This window comes from Mucilaginibacter sp. P2_A5, assembly GCF_056404995.1.
On the sequence record NZ_JBFUCY010000035.1, the window covers coordinates 1 to 25,757 of the forward strand.

The following is a 25,757-nucleotide window of genomic DNA, read 5'->3' on the forward strand; positions in this document are numbered from 1 at the left end:
AAAGATTCGGGAATAGCCATACATAAAAGCAGGTGCCAGAAAGCTGGCTATAGCCTATTACAATACATTAACCAAAGGAACCGCGTACGTGGAGGAGGGAACTAAGCGTTATGAAGAGCAACTAAAGAAAAGAGAGATGGCATCATTGAAAAGATTAGCTAAAAAGCACAATGTGCAACTGGTTGAAAATCAAACTGCTGCATAATGTGTCAATGGCAGGTACGAAGGATCTATCAGCTGTGCATGACCGATAGAAAAGTTCGCGAACAGATGCTTCGTACCTCAGCATGACAGTCTTTTATTTTTGAATGTCATCCCCCATTCAGCGTTTCGCGAAATTTCATTACTCAGTATAGCTGATTGCGTGATGAAACCCGTCCGAAAGCCGGAAATCAGACCGCGTTTTTTATAGACGAATCCCTGATCTTTAAATCAGTTTTTAAAATGATGGACTGTGGTTTGATGGTTGACAACCCACCGTTCAATTTTTTTAACAAAATGGTGATCACGTTATCGGCAATCTCCTCCACAGGTTGGGCTATGGCCGTTATTGGCGGAGTGTGTAATTTAAAAACGTCATGATCATCAAAAGACGCAATGGCAATATCAGCAGGCGATTTTAAACCAAACTCCTTCATCACCTTTAATCCGCAGGTGGCTATGTGGTTATTACCAAAAAGTATGGCATCTACACCGGGATGTGCTTTTAAAAAATCGCGCAGCGGCTGCATAATCAGTTCGTCATCCTGGCTAAACGCTACCTCCTCAACAATTCCATTAAGATTACCGTTTTTTATGGCTTCATGATAACCTTTTACCCGGTCAAGCATCTGTGTTTGGGGCGATAAAAAAGTAATAAAAGCAATATTCTTAAACCCCTGATCTGCCAGGTGCCGGGTAGCATTATATGAGCCGAAAAGATTGTCTATTTCCACAATATCCGTATCAATCTTTGGCAAATGTCTGTCAAATAAAACCACCGGCATTCCATCGTTTATAAGCGATTCAATATCTTTCTCAATCCCTTCCGGCGGGGCCATGATATAGCCATCTACATGCCTGTCGCGAAACATGCTTATGAGGTCCTGCGTTTTTTCCGTATTGTTATCGGTACTGCAGTAAATAATTTTATATCCATTTTTATAGGCACGGTCTTCAATTAAACGCGCTATACTGGCAAAGAAGGGGTTGGAGATATCTTCCACCATAAGCCCGATGGTATTTGACTTACCTGTGCGCAAACTTTTGGCCAGCGAGTTTGGCTTGTAACCCACCTCGGCCACGTATTTCATTACATTTTTAATCAGTTCGCCGCTGATGCGTTTTTCCTGCGCGCGGCCGTTTAAAATGAACGATATGGTAGTTTTTGATACGTTAAACTTATTGGCAATATCAACTATAGATAATTTTTTCGTCACCCGCTTATATTTGTTTATTTTCAAATATAGGGGATTATAATTAATTGTATTTATAACACTAAAAATTTAATCGATTTATGATTAGAATAAATCGATTAACCAATTGTAATTTGATAAAAACATAGTAACAACAGGCTTACTGTTACCTGGATATTTTCTTTGCTCAGGCATTATCAATCTGATGTTGTTCTGAAATTCCAATAATTAACCGCTATAAATTATTTATTTGCTTCAATTATTATGACAACATTGTTCAATACATTGATAAATATTTTTTCAAATTGACTAACTCAAAGATGGGAACGAAATACCCTTGATCTTCCTGAATAATTCTACAGCATACAGGTCTGTCATCCCCGAAACAAAGTCCAGCACCGATTGTATTTTGGCATAGTCATCGTTGCTTTTGGTTAAAAACTGTTTAGGGATAAGGGCTATCAGCTTTTCATGATACTTTGAGCTTTTTTTCAGGTAAGCCGGAATAAATTCTTCCAATATACCGCCCATAACCTTATAACCGGCAACTTCTATCTGCACAACCGACGGATAATTGTATATTTTTTGTACAGACAGGCTTTCGATATTTTTCATGATAGAGCGGAATGGCTCGTCTATCAAATCAATCAACGATTTATTGAAGTCGCCGTTAAGTATGGTTTGCTGCTCGTTATAAAACAGGCTGGAGCATTGGTGGATAAGGGTATTGATGGATCGCGCACGCAGGTAACCAACCTTAGCATCGTCATCGTCAATATCATCCAGCCTGCCCTTCATTTTAGGGTCGTTACATAACGGCAGCAGCAATTCTTCTATTTCCTGGTATGATAATATTTTAAGGCGGTGGGCATCCTCCAAATCGATTATATTATAGCAAATGTCATCAGCGGCCTCTACCAAATAAACCAGCGGATGACGCTTATATATCAGCGGCGAGCTTTGTACCTGGCTCATCTGAAGCTCGGCAGCTATTTTTTCAAAACCAGCCTGTTCCGATTGAAAGAAACCGTACTTTTTGGTATAGATATTTTTCTTATTGCCACCGGCAACTGATGCACAGGGATATTTGGCAATAGCGGCGATGGTGCTATATGTTAGTGCGAAACTGCCATGGCCTTTGCCTGCATACGGGTGTGTTAAAATGCGCAGGGCGTTGGCGTTACCCTCAAAATTGATCAGATCTGCCCATTGCTCGCCGGTAACGCTTTTTTGATACCTGGCGCCATCACCCTCAATAAAGTAATGAGATATGGCTGCTTCGCCCGAGTGACCAAATGCAGGGTTACCCAGGTCATGGGCAAGGCAAGCGGCAGATACAATGTTACCAATCTCGCTGATGAGCGGTAGGCGGCTGTCCAAACCAGGATCTTCTTCTTTTAACTTATTATAATAAATACGGCCCAATGATTTGCCAACACTGGCTACCTCCAGGCTATGTGTAAGGCGGTTATGAACAAAAATACTCCCGGGCAAGGGAAACACCTGGGTTTTATTTTGCAGCCTCCTGAATGGCGACGAAAATATAATACGATCATAATCGCGCTGAAACTCCGACCGGGCATCAACCTGGCTTGCAATATATTTATCCTCGTATCCCCAGCGTTTGGCCGATAGTAAAGTTTCCCAATTCATCATAAGCGGTCAATACAAATCTTGTTTAGTATTTACCGGCAATATTATCCTATAAATTTCATAAACGGAAAAGAGATAAACATTTTATGGTAATAAGCAAAGCTGCATACCTGCAAAAAAAAAGCCTGTCAAAATGAAAGGCTTTTTTTTCAACATAAGTGGCTTAACAATTAGTGCACCGGATGATGATCTTGTTGGTTTGCAGCGAATGGTTCCAGGTAACCCGCGTTGTTAACCGCCAGGTTACTGGTAGTTACAACAGGTAAATTTTTCTTTGCTTTTGGGCCGGCCATTGGTATTACAATTACTGCAATAAAGGCTATTACTTCCAGTACGATATAAAATGATGTCATGACTTAATTTTTTAGTGTATTATCAATTACAGCGTGTATACCATACGCATGCCAAAAACCAGTTAAAATGCTTAATAGCAGCTAAAACCATTTTAAACCGGTTAATTTGATAGCGCAGATACAATTGGGCATTTAAAAAACCTATCATTTTGAAAGGGCGGTAATATCAAAATGAAAAACAATATGAATTAAAGCAGATGGCGCTTTACTTGTAATAGGTACACGACAAACCATGTGCAGAGCCAATACCATTTTAATAATTTTTTTTCAGCGGATTAAAATTAGCTGTTACAGTGCAAATCGTCGTTACTTAATAAAGAATTATATGCCCATAAAATAACCTAACATAAAACACTAAATATCAGACAATTAGATGCAATATAAAATAACATACTCAGCCATAACTCACTTTAAAACACACTTATGGCTGAGTATAAATTACCATAATCAGCCACAAGTACATAAATCGCATTAGTTGTGGCTGATTATATATTTTTATAATCAGCCACAACTATATATATTTGTATGGTTGTGGCCGATTATCGTTAACTATAATCAGCCACAACCATACAAATCACTTATTAACAACCCTTTAGTTAAACGAGGCGAAATAATATGAAAGAAATTATCGGCAGGGTAACAGAAAAACAGTTGTTGGAGCAGACCTTAAAATCTGACGAGGCTGAATTAATTGCCATGTACGGTCGCAGGCGTGTAGGCAAAACATACCTTATCCGCAAAACATTTCAAAGGCAACTGATTTTCGAATTCTCGGGGGTACATAACGCATCGTTAAAAGAGCAACTCACAAATTTCAGAAACACGTTGGCCCCGCTGCTAAAACTGCCCGTTTTACCTGCCGTTCCTGTTAGTTGGACGGAAGCCTTTTTGATGTTAAAAAATTATGCCGAACCACTGTTAAAGAAAAACAAATGTGTTATTTTCCTGGATGAATTCCCCTGGCTAAGCTCGGCCAAATCGGGATTCTTGTCTGCATTTGAATTTTTTTGGAATTCGTGGGGGGCAAAGCAAAATAATCTTATTGTAACCATCTGCGGTTCGGCGGCATCATGGATGATACAAAAAGTGGTGAACAACAAAGGGGGGCTGCACAACAGGATCACAAAAAAAATCCGCCTGCTTCCGTTTACCCTGGCCGAAACAAGCGACTACTTGAAAAACAATAATATAAACCTTGATAATTACCAGGTTACACAACTGTACATGGCCATGGGTGGTATCCCTCAATATCTAAAAAAGATTTTACCCGGACAAAGCGCCGCCCAAAATATCGATCGTATTTGTTTTACAAAAGATGGCGCGCTACAAAACGAATTCAACAACCTGTATCGATCGCTATTTGCCGAAGCCGATAAACATATAGCAATTGTAAGGGCACTTGCAGCTAAACCAGTCGGCCTAACGCGCAAGGAACTTATTGCAGCCTGCAATCTGTCAACAGGCGGCACCACTACCCTGCTCCTGGAGGAGTTAACAGAATCTGGTTTTATTACGGCTTACCTTCCATATGAAAAAAATACCCGCGACAGTATTTATAAACTATCTGACGAGTACTCCAGATTTTACCTTAAATTCATGGAAAACAGCCGAGCTGGAGGCGTCGGAACATGGATAAAATTATCCACCACGCCTTCGTGGAGAAGCTGGAGCGGTACTGCCTTTGAAAGTGTATGCCTGAAACACACCCGCGAAATTAAAGCCGCGTTGGGCATAGCAGGAGTTTACACCGAAGCATCGGCCTGGAGGTATGTTCCCGGCAAAAGCCAGCCCGGCGCACAAATCGACCTATTGTTTGATCGCCAGGATTTTTGTATCAGCATCTGCGAACTAAAGTTTTCGACCACAACTTTCATCATTGATAAAGCTTACGCCAGAGAACTTGCACAAAAACGGGACGTATTTAAAAACAAGACCAAAACCTCAAAAACAATATTTATTGTAATGGTAACTACCTTTGGCACACAAGATAATAGCTATAAAACCGGGCTGATACAAAACGATATTGTATTGGAAGATTTATTCAAGTAAGGCTAAATGCCCATTTAACACATTTTTGACATTATTACAATCAATTACCGCCCGGCATCACTTTGATTTCCGTTCTTCTGTTTAGCTGGTAATCGGTTTCCGAACATTTAACCTTATCTGCGCATTGGTTTACGGGGTTACTTTCGCTATAGCCTTTGGCCGTCATGCGGGTTGGGGCAATGCCTTTTTTTACCAGGTAAGTTACGGCAGATTTGGCCCTCCGCTGAGATAGTGCAAGATTATACAAATAGGATGCTCTTGAATCGCAATAGGATGCCAATACTATTTTTAGTGCAGGATATTGTTTTAAAATACCAGCTAGCCTATCCAGTTCCGCAGCTGCATCGGGCCGTATGAATGATTTATCAAGATCATAATAAATAGGCCTGATGTTGAAATCAGGACCGGACGCGCCTGAAAGAGGATTGGGCGACCCTGGTTTTCCGGTTGCAACAATTGGTTGCGGGTTACCGGCTATTGGCTTTATAAAAATGGAATCTTTTGTGCGGGTAAAGGCATAAATATCATCGCTACCCTGGCCGTTATCGCGGTTTGACGACAGGTAGCCGCTTTGTCCGTCACGGGTTATCAAATTAAAATCGTCGCTGGTGGAGTTGATAGGATATTTAAGGTTTTTGGGGCTATCCCAGTTGCTTTTTTGGCCATGGGCGGCATAAATTTCGTAGCCTCCCATACCGGGCAGCCCTTTGGATGCGTAATACAAAACACTGTTTTCATCAACAAAGGGGAAGCTTTCTTCTTGTTTGGAGTTGATGGCTTTACCACAATTTACTGGTTTTCCCCAGCTTCCGTTACTTTGTTTTTCGCAATACCAGATATCTGTTTTACCCTGCCCGCCCTGCATATCCGAACTGAAATAAATCAGCCTGCCATCTTTTGACAATGCCGCGTTACCTACAGAATACTGCTGTACATTATTGTACGGGAAACTGTCCGAAATAAACCACCCGCCATTCTTTTTTACGGCTGTTACCAATTGCAGGCGGCGTGTATACAGCCGGGTGTTACTTTTGCCACTACGTTGGTCTATCGGTAAGTTTTTAGCAGCTACTTCGGTAGTAACAGTAATATAGGCGGTATCTCCTTTATTATTCAGCACCATGGGGCCTACATGGTAAGCATCCTTAAACTCGTTGCTGGTACCGGGATCTAAAAACAGCTGTTTTGTTTCTTTAGTATTTAAATCGTAGGTGTACAGTTTAAACCAGCCGTTACCGGTGCGGTTATCTTTTTTGCCATCGCCGGTTTCGCGGTCGGATGTGAATATAATGGTTGTTTGGCCACTGTAAGCGGCCCCCCAATCAGATGACGGGGTATTTACGCCGCCAATATTGTTAACTTTATACTGCGATGGCTGCTTCATCCATACCATGGCCGAATCCACATCGGCCAGTTTTAAGGCTAACGCGCCCGCATCATCTGTAAAATACAACTGGTACTGTTGCCTGGCCTGGTCAAACTTTTGGTTGCGAAACAATACTTCGGCGTAAAAATAATGATCGAGTTTGGCGGCTTTAGGATCACTCAGGGCTTTGGCATACCAGTCTTCGGCATCCTGGTATTGATTAATATAACGGTAACAGGTAGCAATACGCTCAACAAGTTTAACATCCGGCTTATGGCCAACCAGTTTAAGGTAAAATTTCAGGCTTTTGAAATATTCATACTGATCGAAAAGCTTATCGGCACGTTGCTTTACAGATAGCTGTTCCTGCGCCAAAGTAACCTTTGCCAACAAAGCAATCAACAAACCAATCAATATTAACTTTTTCATCTGCCTAAAAATATCTCGGACTAACCACTCTTGGGCTTTTGCCCGGAAAACTAATGCTTAACGACAATTCATGCGAGCCACTTTGCGAACTTGCCAGCTTGCTTGTTGTAAAATCATATGAATAACCAATCCTAAAGTTTTCACTTACATAAAACTGTACCATCGTCGCCACAGCATCTGTTTTATCAAGGCCACTTTGCAGGTTACTCTTTTTCCAAAGGTTTATCCCGGTGCGGTATGATGCCCCTATCCAAATGGTTTTATTAAATACTATATAATTGCTTACATCCAGGTTGGTGGGACCTTTAAAGTCCTCTTTTATCAGCAACGATGGTTTAATATCCATGCCTTCATTTAGCGGTACCATTGCACCGCCGGTTAAATAAACTGTGCGGGCCTGCTTATATTGCTGCAAATGATCAACAGTGTTGCCCAAACCCGAAAGCAAGTTAAACACCGATGCACCAACATATACCGTCGGCGCGTAATAATAAACACCGAAACGAAAATCGGGTGTGATACTGCTTTGCGTTCCGGCGGGTATATTGGTATCCCCACCATCAGTAGCGTTAAATTTAGTGCCATCCAGGCGATATTGTATGGCACCAAAGCCAAGGCCAAAACTCAAACGTTTGGTATCATCCTCATCAAGCCTTAACCTGTATGCATAGTTTACATATACCGATGATGTGCTTTCGGGCCCAAGCTTATCAAAAGTAGCTATCAACCCTATGCCCATATTCTGGTTGGTGCTATTGGTTAGGCCATCAACAGATACTGTGCCTGTTTTAGGCGCGTCATTAATACCAACCCATTGGATGCGGCTGCTTAAGTTAAGCGTCCAATCCTGCTTATAACCTGCATAGGCCGGGTTCACTGCCAGGCCATTGAACATATATTGGCTAAACTGTATACTTTGCTGGGCCTGCAATTTTACGGTGAGTAAAACCAGGCTTGCTACCAGGATATATAATTTATAGCCCCGCATCATTTACTCCATTTTAAAAACACCCAGCCCTTAACCGGGGTAAATTCGCCGGCGTGCTCCTTCCGGTTCAATACATAAAAATAGGTAGCCTCGGCCAGGCCGCTGCCATTCCAATCGTTTTTGTAATTATCAGAACGGTAAACCTCGTTGCCCCAACGGTTAAATACCCTGAGTTGCGAACCGGGATAGCTTTCTAATCCAACAATTTTAAACACGTCATTTTTGCCATCATTGTTGGGTGTTATTATGTTCGGGATTTGCAAATCGGCAGAGATCACTTTCAACACCACCGTATCGGCACAGCCATTGGCGTTGGTAAAAACAAAATGATATAAGCCAACTTTATCCAACCCGGTTATTGTAGTTGTATTGCTTGCCGGGGCGGTAATAGTTGCCGATAGCGGATCGCCGGCCACTTGTGTAAATACACCGCTACCCGTTGCCGCCATAGTGGCCGGAGCAAATTCAAATAAGGTTTGATCAGCACCGGCATTTGGGCCGGGTACAATGTTTACCGTACTGGTTTTAATATTATTGCAACCCGCGCCAGACGGAGAAGCGTCGCATTCACTATCCGGATCTGTGGGTACGGCAGCATCGGGATTGGTGGCATCCGGGTCTGTTACATCCGCCGGCCTCAGCACAGCAGCCTTAACCGTAAGGTTGCCGCTTGTTGCCAGCGCAATATTCCCGGTAATGGTAAAGGTACGCACAGCCCCATTTGCGATATCCAGCTTAGCGTGGTAGGCGTTTGCCACAACAGCCCCGCCTGATGTTGACGAACTGCCTGTGATAGCAGCACTTGTTACTACCACCCCGCTAATATCATTAGGAAAACTAAAGCTGAAACCGGCCCCTGTAACATCATTAGGGCCGTTATTTTTTACAACCACTTTGTAAATAACCGGCTGGCCGGAACAGGCCGCCACAGCCGTTATACTTTCGACAGAAAGATCGGCTTCCTGCATTACAAAGCTTACCGAAGTAGTTACCGGCTTACTTTTTATATAACTCCAGGTATCAATGGATTTATTGTTACCAAAATCGGCATCATTGGTAGCAATGCTGGTAGAGGTGCCCCATTTGTGCCCGTTTATAGCACTGCTTAACCCCGTAAGGTTTTTTACCGGGTTGGATGGTGTGCCGATAATGCCGATGGGGGTATCGTCCCAGTACAAAGAATCGTCGGGGGCAAAAGTGCCGTTTGTGCGGGTTAGCAAAAGCCCGTTAACATTTCGCTCCACATCAAAAAAAGGAAAATGCACTTCGCCTGCGGTGGTGGCTATGGTGATATCTACCTGCAATAACAAGGTACTGTTGCCGGCTACTTTGGCTCCCAGGCCATCAAACCCATCCCAATATACCTGGTTACTGCCGGTGGTTGCCTGCCCGGTTAATTTACGGTCGATAGCATCAGTGTACAAACCGTTGTGGTTTATATCAATACCAATTACATAATTACCGTTACCCGTTATGTTAAAGTTAAAATTACCCCCCAACGGGTTGGTACCTGCTTTACCTACAGTTCCTTCGGCGCCTGTGAAAGTAACGTTACTTATTGCGGGTACTACAGGAGTATTTAAAAGCCAGGTTGTTGCCGATCCGGGCGTATTGGCCACGGCGGGCATATCGGTAGCCGGAATATTAAAAAATATTTTTTGGGTGATATCGGTTTGAGTATCGGCCACGCGCGGGTCCTGCACATTAACGTTGGCGCTAAGGCCATTAATGCTTTTGTATGATGCATTTCCGTCCGCGCCCCTAAAACCTTTGTTATTCACAAAAAAGGTAAAGCCATTACCGGCCTGGCCGTTGTTATTCAATATGTATTGATATCCGTCTTTTGTCAGGATGTGGAATATAGCGTTAAAGCCCACGTTGAACGTACCCAATATGCCAGAAAACACCTGGGTATACACTCTGCCATTTATAAAACCTGAGTTTGCCGCATTGCGTACCGATACGTCAAAGGCGGTAATATATTCGGCCTGGGGCTGTGTCCAGTTGGCATTGGAAGGAATGGTAGGCGGGTTCCCACCCAATACTGTTCCGGGATTTTCGGCCACAAAATCAATTTCCCAAACCCCATCCTGCCCTGCACCTACTGTTTTAATAAAAGGCGTAAAACCACCGGCATTGGGCAATGGCCCTGCAACCTCCTGGGCGCGGTTATGAATATTACCTGTATTTGCATCTGTGCCGCTTGTATAACTGTTACCGTCGGGCGCGCGCAGGTTAATGGTACCACCGGCAATGCCCTGGGCACTTGAGCCCACATAAATGCTTTCGCCTGCTTTTACGTAAACCTTAACGGTACCTAAAGTTGGGAACGGGAACGATGTATTGGTAATTGTAGCGCTCGAAAACAGGTACGCCCGGTATCCCCCATTGACGTTCAGCTCTTTGCTGCCTTCTGCATACAAACCTGCAACGGGCAAAAAAAAAGCTATTACAGCACAAAAGAAGCCTTTTTTTATAAGCTTAAGGTATGGATAAGGTATGCCGCAAAAAGTTACTGCGCTATCAAGCATTGAGGTTTATTTACAAAGTTGTAAGTTATAAAAAGCAGGCGAATTGTTCGTAAAAAATTCATATCAGGCAACAAAACAATTACCCGGGCCGTTAACGCCTTCGTCAATTTACAGGTACTCTTTACGGTAAACGTGGGGATGTTGTTTGGATATTGCCCGATTAGCTTTAAAACAGGCCCGATAGCAAAGTAGTTGCCGGATTTGGAGCCAGGTTATAGGTTTTTGCCAGGTGTACCACCCCGTACCAGGGCGTACCAGAGTGTGTCAGGGCGTATCACCTCGTACCAGGGTGTCTCAGGGCGTACCAGGGTGTGTTCAACCCGTAGTGGTACACACAGTGTATCAATACAAAGGTATAAATCCTGTTCAAAAATCATATCTTCCTGAAATGAACAGCTTTTTCAATCTTTTCCGGGAAGCTACCATCAGCCCATGTAAAATAGTTTTTCCTCAAGCGGCTTACTTCGGACAACCTTTCGGCAGGGGACTTATCCAACCAAAATAAAACGTCAAGAGCATCTTCTTCTCCAACATTTACATGATTAGCTACCAACGCTATTTTCCTGCTATGCTTCATACGCAATACTTGATTGTTAAACTGATGGATGCGTTTATGTAACATAAAATACGAAAAAAGCATCGGGTAATCATATCATGATCTTGCATATGAACAAATTCCACATTTGTTAACAATCTATTCACCCAAAAGCCTCCTCTCCTATCTAAATCAAAAAATAAAACCTGTTTCCTTGCCTTTTTACTAATACATGGTCTTAACTTATTTAAAAAACTGTATTTTTAGGCGTCTTTTCAGATCATCATATTGGCAACAATAAACTATAATTAACTAAGGGTATGAATGCCATTCACAACAAGGATATAGGGACCAAGCAAAAGGCACTTGCCATTAACCTTGATCCTAAAATATACGGCTCATTTGCCGAAATTGGTGCAGGACAGGATGTTGCAGCCAACTTTTTCAAGGCCGGCGCATCATCAGGTACTATAGCCAAAACCATGTCGGCCTATGATATGGTTTTCTCCGATGCCATTTACGGCGTACAACAATCAAGGCGTTATGTGAGCGAAGCGCGCTTAATATCGATGCTTGACCATGAATACGGGCTACTTATTGAACGTTTGGCCGTACAACGTGGAGACTCCACTACGTTTTTTGCTTTTTCTGACACGGTATCAGCTTTAAATTACAATAAAACCAACGATGGCCATGGCTGGATGGGGGTACGCTTTCAGCTGCAGCCAAACGGCGGGTTTAATGATGTAGTTATCCACGTAAAATTATTGGATAACGATACTAATCTGCAACAACAAGCTGTAGGCATTTTGGGGGTAAACCTGATGTATGCCTGCTTTTATTATAACGAAATACCACCGGTATTTTTGCTGTCGCTGATGGATAACCTGTCGAGGGACAGGATCCAGATTGACATGATCCGCTTTGAAGGGCCCGACTTTACCAAGGTTGACAACAGGCTGATGAGCCTGCACCTGGTAAAATATGGTTTTTCTGACGCTGCCGTGTTTGGGCCCGATGGCAAAAACATGCAGCCTACAGAAGCGCTGTATAAAAAGCACATTGTGGTTATCCGCGGCCGTTTCCGCCCGATTATTAACGTGCATCTAGATATGCTTAATAATGGCGTTAAACAATTTTTGCAGGAACCCGATGTTGATAAATCAAAGGTTGTAGTAGTTACCGAGCTTACCTTGCAGGCTTTAAAAGAGCGAAACGCCGACCTGAATGCCGACATTGATGAAAAGGATTTTCTGGACCGGGTAGATATACTGTGCTCGCTTGGGCAAACGGTTATGATCAGTAATTTTCATGAGTATTATAAGCTGGTGGCTTACCTTTCAAAAATCACGAGGTTAAAGATTGGTATGGTGCTGGGCTTCCCGAACCTGGAGTATATTTTCTCTGAAGAACACTATCAGGATCTTCCGGGCGGCATCCTTGAATCGTTTGCTACGCTGTTTAGCCGTAAGGTAAAATTGTTTATATACCCCACCCTGCGCGACGGCGTAATATGGAACTGCCTTAAATTTTATCCGCCGCCACATCTTATCGATTTGTACCGCTACCTGATTGCCAACAATAAAATTGAAGACATCAGGCATTATAATGAAGGAAACCTGCATGTTGATACCGACAAAGTACTCCAACTGATAAAACAAGGCTCTGCCGGATGGGAAGAATATGTACCTAACGAGGTAGCCGCCATGATAAAAGGCCGCTGCTTGTTTGGCTTCAATTGCGAAGTACCACCGGTTAACGTTGTTGCGGCAACTAACGGAAGTGACACCCAGACGCAAACAGCCACTGTTTAACATTTGCTGAATAATTACCATAAAAAAAGCCGCTGCATAATTACATATGCGGCGGCTTTTTTAATGCCCGTAAACGATCCTTTGTTGGTTCTACAATGCTTTGTATGGGTAGCACAGAAGCTGTTGCTGATCAGTTTCTAAAGATATATTTTGTTGACACATCAGTTTTTTTTCAACACGCCTTAGAGGCGTAGCCTCGGCCAATCTTGTAGCCTCGGGTTTTAACCCTGGGAAAAAACGAAGAAAACGATTGAGAACCGTTCGATCCATCTGAGCAATACGTATATATCGGTTGAACAAATTAAAATACCTGGATTTAGATCAAAATATGGGCCGTGCCGATGGCACTCTTGTCGTGTTTTGGCCAATCATCCACGGGTTGAAACCCGTGGTTACAATATGTATCGGGCCGATGGCCCTTAGGAAGAATTATATAAAATCTAATTGAAATCGAAAAACCCATACAAAGCGTCATAGAGCTCTCTATTTTATCAAAGCCTTCAGCTTATTAAAAATTTCGGTATTGTTAAAAACGCCTCTGAAATCAAGCGAGTGCGGGCCGTAGGCAAATATGGGTACAGGTGTTCCGGTGTGGTCATTTGTGCTAAAATCGCCCCAAACGTAACCTTTGCTGATATTACCATCCAGTAGCGTTAAACCGCCTGTTTCATGGTCGGCAGTAACAATAACCAGTGTTTCGCCATCTTCGTCGGCAAAGCGCAGGGCGTCGCCAACCATCCGGTCAAAATCGCTGTTCTCGGTAATTACCTGTTTAAGGTTATTGCTATGCCCGCCGTGGTCAATCTGCGATCCTTCAATCATCATAAAAAATCCGTTTGGCGCATTTTTAAAAGTTTGGGTTACTTTTTTTAATGCCAGCGGCAGATAGTTTCCCCGGCCATCCATTTTGGGCCTGGTTACACTGTCATCCATTAATGCCAGGATCTTTGTTGCAGGCGTATTTAAAAAATCGTCAAAATTGCGGGTGATGGTATACCCGCGTTGTTTCATTTTGTCGATAGGAGTTTGGCCATTTACGGGCTGTGTAAAATCTTTATAGGCCGAGCCTAAAAAGATATCAACCGGTGATGATACAATCTGGTTTGCTATAGCCGCAGCGTGGCTTCGTTCAGGGTCATGTGCGTAAAAGGCAGCAGGCGTTGCGTCCGTTAGTTCGCAAACTGCAATATCAGCCGTCTTCTTTCCGGCATCGGCGCTATAGTCGGCTAGTGAGCGTAACGGTTTACCGTCCGGGTCAACGCCTACTGCCCTATCGTTCGTTTTTTGGCCCGATGCAAAAGCTGTTGCGCCGGCAGCCGAATCGGTGATGTAAGCATCAGCCGAATAGGTAACCGAAAAGCCCATGTTAAGCATCTGAAATATGTTAAGCTGCCCCCTGTTGGCGCTATAGGTAGCATATAATTGCGACAGGCCCATGCCATCGCCTATACATAAAATAATGTTTTTAACCTTTTTTACCTCACCATCTGATTTATAAGTTGGGTGATAAATAACGTAAGGTTCGGGATCTGTATATTCAGACTTCTCTTTCCTGTTCAGAAAATTGCCAAGCCCTTCTATGTCATCGGTGCCTATAACATCAACTCCTAAACGTAACATGGCCAGCCAGCTGCTTTTGGTATCGGGAGTTTCATAGAAGCGTACTTTTTTACCGGCATTATGAACGCTGTCAATGCCACCTTTTATTCTTTTAATTTCGTCGGCATTAAATACGCCCTTACCATTCCAATGCACATATTTGCTTAACGGGAAGCTCACCAATCCAATTTTTTTCCATTGCGCGGTAGTAAATCCATCTAAATGGTCAACATCAAATGAAATCCAGTCGGGGTAGTTTGGCATGATAGCTGGCGGAGGCACCGCCCCCGTCATCACGATAGATAACCTGCCGGGATGCCCGTCGTAAGCAAAATATTTTTCTAACGGTTTAAGTTCACTGATCACCAAGGGCAATATGGCTTTATAATCTTCCTTTATTTCGATAAGCAGCCTTAGGTGTCTTTGCGGATCGCGGTTAAATTTCTCAATTAGCGGATCGACGTAAAGAATCTTTAAAGAGCGTTTGGCGCTGATCTCCTTTTTATCGTGCGCTACCATCAGCCGTCCGTTAACGGCATAAACATCGGCTTCTATCGATCCAAAACCTTTTTCGTAAGCACGATAAAACGGGATATTATTTTTGTAATCATTGTGAGAATGCGCGTCGGCTACGGTGTACGCCTTAATTTGCGCACTTGCCGCCGTACCGATATTCAACAGCAAAGCTGTAAGCAAGGTAATTGTAGTACTGTTTTTCATTTTTTAGTTCAATGTAAAAAACCGGGCGTTGCCCGGTTTTAAAGGTATAAATTTATTTACCAGCCTGCATTTTGTTTCAGCTGTCCCTGGCTTATCTGGATATCTTTAGGGGGGATAGGCCATACATTATCCCTTGCAGGGTCAAAGTTACGCGCTTTCCACACTACCGAACCATTAGCACCATGCAATGGCTTGGCATACGTAGCCTGCGCATCGCCCCAGCGTACCAGGTCAAAGTTGCGGTCGCTCCACTCACCTGCCAGTTCTACACGGCGCTCGTGTTTTAAATCGGCCATGGTAGCGCCCGATTTTGGTGCTAAACCAGCCCTTATGCGTACCAGGTTTAAAGCGGCATCTCCGTTTTTACCCTGCATAATTTGTGCCTCGGCTTTAATCAGCAAAATTTCGGCGTAGCGTAATAGCGGAACGTTTAAATCGGTAGATGGTTCGTCGCCATTGGGGCTTACATGTATACCACCGGCGTAGCTAAACGGCTCCATGTATTTATTAAACTGGTAACCGGTTAAGCTGTTGCTTTTGCCACCAATAGGGTAAGTATAAGTTTGGCCGAAGTACTGAAAAGTATCGCCATTTTTTAGGATGGTTGTCGCCAGCCTTTTATCACCGGTTTCAAACTCATCAACCAGTTCTTTAGTAGGCTGAAAGTACCCAAAACCGTTATATAAACCCCAGCCTTTATTTTCGAGCATGGCGCCAGGCAAAATGCTTTGGCCGTTTAAGCTGCTGGCAACAGACCAAACATATTCTGAACTGTAGTTATTTGCAATTTTAAACACATCGGCATAATTGGCTAACAATGCGTGCTTACCACTCAGAATAACCGAATCGGCATATTTTTCGGCATTGGCATAATCTTTTGCATGCAGGTATGTTTTGGCAAGGTATGCCCAGGCTGCCGTTTTGTGGGCCCTGCCCCTATCTGTAGCGGCAAGCTTATCAAAATAAGGTAACAGCGATGCAGCCTTTTTTAAATCGGCCTCGATGTACGCGTAATTATCTTTAACCGATGCTAACTGTACGGGGAACGCAATTGGATTAGCCCGGTTCTGAAGCGGCGCGCCCTGTTTGTCGGTTCCATATAAATCGGCAATTTCCAGGTGCATAACCGCGTGCACAAAATAAGCCTGGCCCAATATGAAATTTTTGGCAGATTGATCCATGCTGATTGCAGGCACATTGGCTATAACATCATTGGCCCTTTTCATTACCACAAAATGTAACGACCATGGATTGTAGATACTGCTCTCGTTACCCGTACAAACAAAGTTTTTGATGTTTTCTCTATCAGCAGATGTACGGCCGACAACCATATCGTCGCTGGCATTAATAAGCCAAAAGTAGCCACGCCCGTACATATCCTCGCTGTTACTCTGTTTTTCGTACAAGCCATTAGCCGCCGCCTGGGCATCACTCGCGTTTTTCCAAAAATTGGTGCTGGTTGGCGTGCCGGTAGGTTTAATATTATCTAACGTACTTTTATTACAGCTTTGCTCAAGTATAATAACCATTATACCTAACAAGCCTTTAACTATATTTTTAAATTTCATCTTAATTATCTCCTTAATTCTCTAAATACCTTGTTGTTATAAGCCTACGTTAATACCTATTAAAATGATTCTTGATTGTGGGTACAAACCTAAATCAACGCCATTTTGGTTGATACCAACTTCCGGATCAAGACCCGAGTATTTGGTAAACGTGGCCAGGTTTTGCGCGTTGGCAAATACCCTTGCGCTGCGAACGCCTATTTTGGTCATCAATGTTTTTGGCAGGGTGTAACCAAGGGTTACATTTTTGATGCGCATGTACGAGCCATTTTCGACATAAAAATCAGATACGTTACCAAAGTTGCCATTGGCGTCACTTGCCGAAAGCCTTGGTATGCTGGTGTTGGTATGTGTAGGGCTCCAGGCGTTTTTAGCATCGGTAAGCAGGTTATAGTTTTGAATTGATGCGTTTAAACCGGTGTATTTAACGGCGTTGAAAATTTTGTTACCGGCAATACCCTGTAAAAACACGCTCAGGTCGAAGTTGCCATAGCTAAAATTGGCGGTAAAACCGTAATTAAATTTAGGAAAGGGTGTACCGATATAAGTTTTATCGGCATCGCTAAGCTTACTATCACCATTTAAATCAAGAAATTTAATATCGCCCGGTTTGGCATTTGGCTGGATAAGTGCACCCGATGAACCTTTATAGTTGTTTACCTCATCCTGGGTTTGGAATAAACCCGCGGTTTTGTAACCGAAGAAAGAGTATAACGAATATCCCTGCCGCAATTGAACCGGTACAAGATTATCCCTCACTGTTGGTGTCGACAAAATTGTTTGTTGTCCGGGCAAAATATCCTGGATCTTGTTCTTTATATATGATCCGTTGGCAGCAAGGTTATAATGCAGCTGGCCAATACTGTTCTGATACTTAACCGATAACTCGATACCTTTGTTCTGAATTTCGCCGCCGTTTACAAATGGCGGGTTAGATACACCAAAAACGGCCGCTACCGGTGGTCGAAATAAAAATTGAGTGTTTTTTTTCACAAATACATCGCCGGTAACATTTAGCTGGCCGTTTAACAAACCTAAATCGAAACCGATATCTGTTTGGCTTGCTTTTTCCCATTTGAGGTCAAGGTTGGCCAGGCCATCAATTGCCGATCCTGTTATTGCTGCGGCAGGGCTGCCCAAATAGCCCGCAGTTTTGGTTAAGGATACCGACGTAGGAAAGTAAGGCAAACCAGCAAGATTACCTGACTGGCCATAACTTGCCCGCAATTTTGCAAATGACACTAAACCATCGGCAGGAAAGAATGATTCTTTACTAATCAACCATCCTGCAGATACCCCTGGGTACGTTTCTGTGCGGTTTTTACTGCTCAACTTCGAAGTAGCATCGCGTCTTATGATGCCGTTCACAAAGTATTTTCCTTTATAATCGTACCCAACCCTGCCTAAATAAGAGGTGAGGGCCGTTTCGTTTTTATTGCCCTGCAAAGGAACACCTGTTGGATTTAACGTACCATTGATAATGTACCGATATGCCGGATCTTCGCTCAAATAATTATCAGTATTTACACTAAAAAAATCCTGCGTATCGTCCTGGTAGGTATAGCCTGCCAAGGCAGCTATGTGATGGTCGTGTCCAAATGTCCTGTCAAAGTTTAAGGTTTGTTCGGCAAGTATCGTTCTTGAATTATTTTGTTCCTGGAAAAGGTTGTTATCAAAAAACTTTTTTCCGGGCTCCAGTATCCTGGTGCTAAAGTTTTTGATGGTTTCCAGATTTTTGGTAACTGCCAGGTTCGAGCGGAATTTTAACCCTTTGATTATGCTTACTTCTATATACGGGTTTATAGTAAAGCTGGTAACCGCGTCGCTGTTATCCAGGCGTTTTAAGTAAGCAACCGGATTTATAACATCACCATATGAACCTGCGTATTGGGCCGGCACACCGCCAAAGCTGCCATCGGCATTATAAATGGAGGCGTTGGGCGGATAAAATATAGCCGATAATATAGCACCTGTATAAGCGCTTGTAGTATTAGCTCCCTGGCCGTTATTGTAGGAGAACGACATGCTTTCGCCCATTTTAAGCCAGTCTTTTATCTGGTGATCAGAGTTTACCCTGAAATTATAACGCAGCGCATTGGTATTTAAAAGGATAGCGTCATTTTTACGATAACCGCCCGATACATAAAACGTTGATTTATCATTACCGCCACTGATGTTAAGGCTATAATCCTGCACATGGCCGGTCCTGAACAATGCATCAGTCCAGTTGGTGCGGGTAATACGCGAGTCAGGGTTTACAGTGGCATCAAAAGCCGGCAGGCGGGTTTTGCCTGCATTATCATAGGCAGTATTAATGGCATCTGCGTATTCGGCAGCATTTAAGGCCTGCAATATCTTGAGCGCGTTTTGATTCCCCCCTTTTACCGATATATCTAAATTGGTTTTACCTTGTTTGCCGCGTTTGGTAGTTATTAAAATTACACCGCCCGCTGCCTGGGCACCATAAATAGCAGCATACGAATCTTTCAAAACATCGATAGATTCGATATCATTGGGATCAATTGGCCCCCCGTTATAAATGGTACCATCAACTACGGTTAAAGGCCCTTCGCTATTTACTGAACTTCGTCCACGCAACCTGATGCTTGGGCCCGATGTTGGGTCGCCGCCCTCATTTAAAACGGTAACACCGGCTATTTGCCCTTGTAGCATCTCGGTTACCGAACCTACTGAACGATCTTTAACATTTGACACCTTTAATGAACCAATAGCACCTGTAACATCCGATTTTTTTTGCGTACCATAACCTACCACCACTACCGCCGATAAGCCGGTTACATCAGCGCTTAAAACCACATCAAGCGGCGAATGATCAGCAACTACCTCCTGTGTTTTGTAACCGATAAAAGAAAAAACCAAAACCTCGCCCTGCTCAACTGATATTTTAAAAGTACCATTAACATCTGTTGAGGTGCCGGCTTGCGATGTTTTACTGCGGATAGCAACACCTGCAAGGGGGCCGTCTTTATCGCTCACGGTACCGGTTATGAGTACTTTTGCCGGTACTTTTACCACCTTTTTACGCGAAATAATAATGGTGTTGTATTTCTCGCGGTACTCCAGCTGGGTATTGCTGGTTAAAGCATTCAATACATCTTTTAATGGCTTGCCTATAAAAGTGCTTGCTTTTACTTTAACTACCGCCACATCATCTAATTTGTAGTTAAAAGCCACGTTATTCATCGCCTTTTTTAATTTTTCGAGCGATGCATCCATTGTTTCATCGGCAAACTTTACGGTCACCGGCTGGTCAATCAATGATGCTTTACGCTCGGCCAGGGATTGGCCCGGCACCAACGTTGCGAAAATTGTTAAGAGCAATAAAATTGCGGTCATTAACTTTCTTGAAATCTGGGATAAAGATTTTTCCATACATTTGTTTTTAAAAGTGATTAGTAACCGCCCGTCTCAGTTTAGTTTCGGCAGTTACACTTAATAAGCCAGTGCTTGTTAGTAGCAGGCATTGGTTTTCTTTTATATATTTTATTTAATATTTACTACATCTCCCGTAAGCCGGTATTTACGGCCATCTATAAACTGCAAAATATCAAGCACCTGGTTAATGGTTAACTTATTTGAAAACCTAACCGAATAGTGCTGCCGACTCAGCCTTTTACCCGCGTATTTAAAATTGACGTTATACCTGTTTTGCAGGTAAACGGCCACCTCTTTAAATTCAACATTATCTAAAATCAGGTCGTCATGCATCCAGCTTAGTGCATGGTCGCCAATAATGGTTTGTTTTGAAAAATTTTGGCTTTGTTTGTTGTAGGTTACCTGCTGCTGCGGTGTGTACATACCTAAAGTATGCTGCCTGTCATGCACTTCAACCTTACCGCTGTTTACAAATACTTGTATGGTTGGCAGCTCGCGGTAAAATTTAACATTAAACGAGGTACCCAACACCTGGATGGTAACACCGGCTGTGTGAACCAGGAAAGGCTTTGTGGCATCGTGCTTTACATCAAAAAAGGCTTCGCCATTTAGCAAAGTTACCTCCCTTACAGTAGCGCTGAATTTAACCGGGCACCTGATGACGCTGCCCGCGTTTAGTTGCACAAGGGTATTATCGGGCAACAATACTTTTTTCATTTGTCCTTTAGGCGCGGTGATCACCTGGTAGGCAATTACCTCTGCAGGTTTAGGGCCTGTAAACATACGGTAACCCAAAATGCCCGCAAAAAGAGTAACTAAAACAACGGCGGCTACTTTTAGCCAGGCGGTATTTAAACGGGTTATGCGGGGCTGGTTAACGGTTTGCGCTTGTATTTTTTCCCAAAGAGCCTGTTTTAATTGCCCCACAGGTTGCGGTGCATCCTGCTGATGGCTTAACTCCTGCATCAGCATTTGCAAATACCTCAATTCTTCGTCGGTGCATTTGCCTTCGTTAAATTTATCAAGTAGTTTTTTGATTTCCTTTTCTTTCACTTATAAGCCTTTATACTTACCAAGTGACAGCAGGGCGGACTTTGTACTATAACAAACGTAAAAAAATTATCAGCAGCAAAAATTCGCTCAGGTTATCGGGCGGGATAACGTTGTAATAATGATGAACTGCTTTTTTTAACCGGCCCAGTGCGCTGCTAATCTGGTTACGCACGGTTTGATGCGATATGCCTAATTCTGCAGCTATTTGCTGCCCGTTCATATCCTGTTCGCGGCTGCACAGGTAAACCTGTCGCATTTTTTCGGGCATATCGGCAATTTCGCGGTTTATTAAAAAGCTTAGTTCGGCAAATGACAATTTTTGGGCAGTACTATCCTCGGCCATATCCGGCAACTCCATAAAATCATTTAATGACCGGGGCTGTTTACTTTGCTTTTTGAACCACTTGTAGGCCATGTAATTTACCGATACAACCAGGTAAGCCTCCAATGGGCCGTTTACCTGTAAGGTGTAGCGGTTTTTCCATACCGAGAGGAAAAGTTCCTGCACCATATCCATCGCCTCATCTTCATGCTGCGTTTTTTTAAGGGCAAAGGCTATCAGCTTATCGGCGTAGCGCTCGTAAATTTCCTGAAATGCACTATCATTCCCGCTTTGCAGTTCCAATAAAAGTTGAGCATCCGAATATTGTTTCACAAGCCTTTTTTATAGGGGTAAAGTAACGCCAATGATATTAATTTAAATTTAAGGATATATTAAGATACAAGAGTCAAGATAAGCGCAAAATATCAAATAAAGACAAAAGTTTGCGATTTTATTTGAAGTTTAATTGTTAAAATTAAGTATAAATTATGCTATTATTGTTTTCAATCTTAATTCTTGACTCTTCTTTTTTCGCTATGAACGATTTAAAACTTGAGGCGGCAAAAGCAGCTGTAAAATTTATTAAACCACATCAAACCGTAGGTTTAGGGGCCGGCAGTACTATTGCCCACCTGGTTACCCTGGCAGCCGCTGATGATGAACTTGCGGCATCGGTTACCTTCACATCATCATCTTTTAAAACTGTAGCTATGCTTGCCCAAAACGGTTTAAGGGTAATGGCGCCAGCACTGTTAAACCGCCTTGATATTTATTTTGATGGGTGCGATCAGTTTGATGCCCAGCTAAATGCCCTTAAAAGCGGCGGCGGCATCCACACTACCGAAAAGATGCTTGCATCCATGGCCCATGAGTTTATACTAATTGGCGATGCTGGAAAATATACGGATAAGCTGGATACCACGTACCCCCTGGTTATTGAAGTTTTACCCGCCGCCCTGCAAATCGTATTAAAACGCCTGGCGTCAGATTTTCCGGGTGCCAAAATTAATCAGCGCATGAGTAGCCAGAAAGATGGTGCGTTGATATCAGATAACGGTAATATGCTGGTTGATATTTTTTTTTCGGATCTTTTACCACTGGGTGAGTTAAACACCAAGGTAAAAATGATGCCGGGTATTGTTGAGCACTCATTATTTTATGGAATGGCAACCAAGGCCATAATTGCAGGGGAAGATGGGATTAAGATTATCGAGTCCGTTCGATAACCGGCAAATGTGTATAAAATAAAAAAGGGCCGAAAAACTCTCGCAGTTTTTTGATCGGCCCTACATCTACCTATGAAAAACAATCCTTTGAGAAGGATATTAATTTATACTCAATAACAGTACCAATGGTTACATATTGATTAAAATAAATAAAACGGCACTTTATTTTTATTAACCTGTGGAAATACTTCTACTATTATTGTGTAAATATGACGCAGTTGGGGTGGCTTTCAGTGGACAGCGGGCAGTTTGCAAGGCGACCTTTTTACCTGGCTCCGAGCTAATACGCAACTTCATAAATATTTTTGCGCCGTCTTGAAATGTTTTTACTCATCGATCGTCTAAAGAAGTAGATGGCCCACGCTTCCCGTCGACCAATATTCGAAGGAAGGCCAGCTATTAGCAGCATCAGATTATCCTGTTTAAAACATTTTACATGATCAAATCACTACTTGTTTTTCTATTTTCATTATGCACCTTATCGGCCTTTGCTCAAAAAAGGCATGTCATTAGCGGCACCATCAAGGATGCTGCAACCGGCGAAACACTTATTGGCGCGTCTGTCAGGATTAAAGAACTCTCGTCGGTGGGTACCGCCACCAACAATTATGGTTTCTACTCCCTGGCTGTGCCCGATGGCTCATATACGTTGCTGTTTAGTTACATAGGTTATGAAACCGCTGTAAAACAGGTTTCGCTTCAGCATGATCTGCCTATCAACATTTCCCTGTCGCAAAAAAGTGAATTACAGGAAGTGGTTATCAATGCCAACCGGCCCAATAACGACCAGATAGCCTCGCCACAAATGGGGGTTGAGCGATTAAATATGGCTCAAATTAACCAGGTACCGGTAGTATTGGGCGAAAAAGACATTTTAAAAACAATAACCCTGATGCCGGGTGTAAAATCGGGAGGCGAAGGAAACTCTGGTTTTTATGTGCGGGGCGGGGCGTCCGACCAAAACCTGATTATGCTTGATGAGGCTACGGTGTATAACGCATCGCACTTGTTTGGCTTTTTTTCCACCTTTAATTCCGACGCCATAAAAGACGTAAGCCTGTATAAAGGCGGAATGCCTGCCGAATATGGCGGCCGCCTGTCGTCGGTGCTGGATATCAAGATGAACGATGGTAATAACAAGGATTTCACCGTTCAGGGCGGCCTGGGCCTCATCGCATCGCGACTTAAAGTAGAAGGACCGTTGGTTAAAGACAAAGGCTCATTCATGATAAGCGCCCGGCGTACTTACATCGATTTCTTTTTAAAGGCATCCAAAGATTCGACCATCAAAGGCAGCAAGCTTTATTTTTATGACCTTAACGCCAAAGCGAATTACCATTTTGATGACCACAACACTATTTTTCTGTCGGGCTATTTTGGGAAAGACGTGCTGGGGCTTAAAAACCTTTTTGGCACCAACTGGGGCAACGCCACAGGTACTGTAAGGTTTAACCATATTTTTAGCAACAAACTATTTTCCAACACCTCGGTAGTTTTTAGTAATTATAATTATGCAGTCCAAAGTTTTTTGAGCGATAACAGCTTTAAGGCTACCTCGCAAATCACCGACTTTAACCTGAAAGAAGATCTGCAATACGCGGTTAATAACGAGCACCGGCTTAAATTCGGCATCAACATATTGCACCACAGCATAGCGCCCGGTGATATCACTACCGATGCTTCGTCCAGTTTTAATGCCAAAAGCATTGAAAAAAGGTTTGGTTACGAAAACTCGGCCTACATTAGCGATGACTGGAAAGTTAGCGATAAACTAAGCGTATTGTATGGCTTGCGGCTAAGCGCCTTTTCTCTCATTGGGCCTGGTACTTTTAAATCTTACGATGCCGCCGGCAAAGCTATAGATTCTGCAAAATATGGATCAGGCTCAACTGTCAAAAGCTACCTCAACCTGGAGCCACGGTTATCTGCCGGTTACCAGTTGAGTGATGCCAGTTCGGTTAAGGTGTCGTATAACCGCAATACGCAAAATATACACCTGCTCACCAACTCTACCACCAGTTCGCCAACCGACCTTTATGTGATGAGCAGCAACAATATCAAACCCGAAATTGCCGACCAGGTATCAGCCGGATGGTTCCGCAATTTTAAAGATAACCTGTTTGAGTTTTCGGCCGAATTGTATTACAAGTGGCTGCAAAACCAAATTGACTATAAAGACGGCGCACAGCTGATAGCCAACCAGGATGTGGAATCGCTGCTCACCTACGGCTCGGGCCGGGCCTATGGTGTTGAGTTGTTTTTGAAGAAAAAATATGGCAGGTTTAACGGCTGGATAGGTTATACCCTATCGCGTACCGAGAATAAGTTTGCAGCTATCAACAACGGCCGGTACTATCCATCAAGGCAAGACCGTACGCATGACCTATCGGTGGTTGGCATTTACCAGCTTACCAAACGTTTATCTTTTTCAAGCTCGTTTATTTACCAAACCGGTAGCGCCGTTACCTACCCAACAGGCAAATATAATGTTGGCGGGCTTACCACTTTCTCGTACTCGGAACGCAACGGCTATCGTAAACCGGCAAACAACCGGCTTGACATTGGCGCCACGTTAGAAGGCAAACAACACAAACGATACCACTCCAGCTGGACCTTCAGTATCTACAACGTATATGCCCACCGCGATCCGTACAGTATCACCTTCCGCGATAGCAAAACCAGCCCAAATACAACAGAGGCTGCGGAGACCAGTATTTTTGCCACCCAGATACCGTCAATCACCTGGAACTTTAAATTTTAA

Annotated in this window: 17 protein-coding genes; 4 read left to right on the top strand and 13 right to left on the bottom strand. The window is 43.2% G+C overall.

Going from position 1 to position 25,757, the window contains the following annotated elements; all coding sequences use genetic code 11:
* Nucleotides 1-392 precede the first annotated feature (392 nt).
* The 3 genes from AC1DXF_RS24395 to AC1DXF_RS24405 all read right to left on the bottom strand — a co-directional run bounded on the left by AC1DXF_RS24395 (nucleotide 393) and on the right by AC1DXF_RS24405 (nucleotide 3,400).
* Nucleotides 393-1,418 (bottom strand): LacI family DNA-binding transcriptional regulator, encoded by a 1,026-nt coding sequence (locus tag AC1DXF_RS24395; protein ID WP_477451316.1) that lies wholly within the window; start codon nucleotides 1,416-1,418, stop codon nucleotides 393-395.
* 285 nt (nucleotides 1,419-1,703) lie between these two features.
* The gene (locus AC1DXF_RS24400) at nucleotides 1,704-3,047 is read right to left on the bottom strand and encodes a deoxyguanosinetriphosphate triphosphohydrolase (protein ID WP_477451368.1); all 1,344 of its coding nucleotides are present in this window, start codon (nucleotides 3,045-3,047) and stop codon (nucleotides 1,704-1,706) included.
* Between the two features lie 170 nt (nucleotides 3,048-3,217).
* A complete protein-coding gene (locus tag AC1DXF_RS24405) occupies nucleotides 3,218-3,400 on the bottom strand; it encodes a hypothetical protein (protein ID WP_477451317.1) in 183 nt (60 codons plus the stop codon).
* A 615-nt stretch (nucleotides 3,401-4,015) separates the two neighbouring features.
* Here AC1DXF_RS24405 and AC1DXF_RS24410 point away from each other — a divergent pair.
* On the top strand, nucleotides 4,016-5,449 hold the full coding sequence (locus tag AC1DXF_RS24410; protein ID WP_477451318.1) for an AAA family ATPase: 1,434 nt from the start codon (nucleotides 4,016-4,018) through the stop codon (nucleotides 5,447-5,449).
* A gap of 40 nt (nucleotides 5,450-5,489) precedes the next feature.
* Here AC1DXF_RS24410 and AC1DXF_RS24415 read toward each other — a convergent pair whose 3' ends face one another.
* From AC1DXF_RS24415 to AC1DXF_RS24435, 5 genes are all read right to left on the bottom strand, one after another.
* A complete protein-coding gene (locus tag AC1DXF_RS24415) occupies nucleotides 5,490-7,244 on the bottom strand; it encodes an OmpA family protein (protein ID WP_477451319.1) in 1,755 nt (584 codons plus the stop codon).
* 4 nt (nucleotides 7,245-7,248) lie between these two features.
* Nucleotides 7,249-8,235, bottom strand: a complete 987-nt coding sequence (locus tag AC1DXF_RS24420; protein WP_477451320.1) for a PorP/SprF family type IX secretion system membrane protein — start codon at nucleotides 8,233-8,235, stop codon at nucleotides 7,249-7,251.
* Nucleotides 8,232-10,763, bottom strand: a complete 2,532-nt coding sequence (locus AC1DXF_RS24425; protein WP_477451321.1) for a T9SS type B sorting domain-containing protein — start codon at nucleotides 10,761-10,763, stop codon at nucleotides 8,232-8,234. The genes AC1DXF_RS24420 and AC1DXF_RS24425 overlap by 4 nt, the downstream gene beginning before the upstream one ends.
* A gap of 212 nt (nucleotides 10,764-10,975) precedes the next feature.
* A complete protein-coding gene (locus tag AC1DXF_RS24430; RefSeq protein WP_477451322.1) occupies nucleotides 10,976-11,140 on the bottom strand; it encodes a hypothetical protein in 165 nt (54 codons plus the stop codon).
* Entirely contained in the window at nucleotides 11,137-11,340 is a 204-nt protein-coding gene (locus AC1DXF_RS24435) for a hypothetical protein (RefSeq protein ID WP_477451323.1), read from the bottom strand. Before AC1DXF_RS24435 ends, AC1DXF_RS24430 begins: the two co-directional genes overlap by 4 nt.
* Before the next feature lie 278 nt (nucleotides 11,341-11,618).
* Here AC1DXF_RS24435 and AC1DXF_RS24440 point away from each other — a divergent pair, with 278 nt between their 5' ends.
* The gene (locus AC1DXF_RS24440; RefSeq protein WP_477451324.1) at nucleotides 11,619-13,112 is read left to right on the top strand and encodes a TonB-dependent receptor; all 1,494 of its coding nucleotides are present in this window, start codon (nucleotides 11,619-11,621) and stop codon (nucleotides 13,110-13,112) included.
* A 483-nt stretch (nucleotides 13,113-13,595) separates the two neighbouring features.
* Here the strand turns inward: AC1DXF_RS24440 and AC1DXF_RS24445 are convergent, their stop codons facing one another.
* The 5 genes from AC1DXF_RS24445 to AC1DXF_RS24465 form a co-directional block, all read right to left on the bottom strand.
* Nucleotides 13,596-15,431, bottom strand: a complete 1,836-nt coding sequence (locus AC1DXF_RS24445) for an alkaline phosphatase (RefSeq protein ID WP_477451325.1) — start codon at nucleotides 15,429-15,431, stop codon at nucleotides 13,596-13,598.
* Between the two features lie 56 nt (nucleotides 15,432-15,487).
* Nucleotides 15,488-16,999 carry a RagB/SusD family nutrient uptake outer membrane protein gene (locus AC1DXF_RS24450; RefSeq protein WP_477451326.1) on the bottom strand — a complete coding sequence of 504 codons (1,512 nt, stop codon included), beginning with the start codon at nucleotides 16,997-16,999 and terminating at the stop codon, nucleotides 15,488-15,490.
* A gap of 36 nt (nucleotides 17,000-17,035) precedes the next feature.
* On the bottom strand, nucleotides 17,036-20,392 hold the full coding sequence (locus AC1DXF_RS24455) for a SusC/RagA family TonB-linked outer membrane protein (RefSeq protein ID WP_477451327.1): 3,357 nt from the start codon (nucleotides 20,390-20,392) through the stop codon (nucleotides 17,036-17,038).
* 111 nt (nucleotides 20,393-20,503) lie between these two features.
* Nucleotides 20,504-21,448, bottom strand: a complete 945-nt coding sequence (locus AC1DXF_RS24460; protein ID WP_477451328.1) for a FecR family protein — start codon at nucleotides 21,446-21,448, stop codon at nucleotides 20,504-20,506.
* A gap of 46 nt (nucleotides 21,449-21,494) precedes the next feature.
* Nucleotides 21,495-22,103 carry an RNA polymerase sigma factor gene (locus tag AC1DXF_RS24465; protein WP_477451329.1) on the bottom strand — a complete coding sequence of 203 codons (609 nt, stop codon included), beginning with the start codon at nucleotides 22,101-22,103 and terminating at the stop codon, nucleotides 21,495-21,497.
* A 203-nt stretch (nucleotides 22,104-22,306) separates the two neighbouring features.
* On the opposite strand from AC1DXF_RS24465, the gene rpiA reads away from it, so the two are divergent.
* Together rpiA and AC1DXF_RS24475 are read left to right on the top strand one after the other, a co-directional pair.
* Nucleotides 22,307-22,996, top strand: coding sequence for a ribose 5-phosphate isomerase A (gene rpiA, locus AC1DXF_RS24470; RefSeq protein ID WP_477451330.1), 690 nt, complete (start codon nucleotides 22,307-22,309; stop codon nucleotides 22,994-22,996).
* A 436-nt stretch (nucleotides 22,997-23,432) separates the two neighbouring features.
* Nucleotides 23,433-25,757, top strand: a complete 2,325-nt coding sequence (locus tag AC1DXF_RS24475; protein WP_477451331.1) for a TonB-dependent receptor — start codon at nucleotides 23,433-23,435, stop codon at nucleotides 25,755-25,757.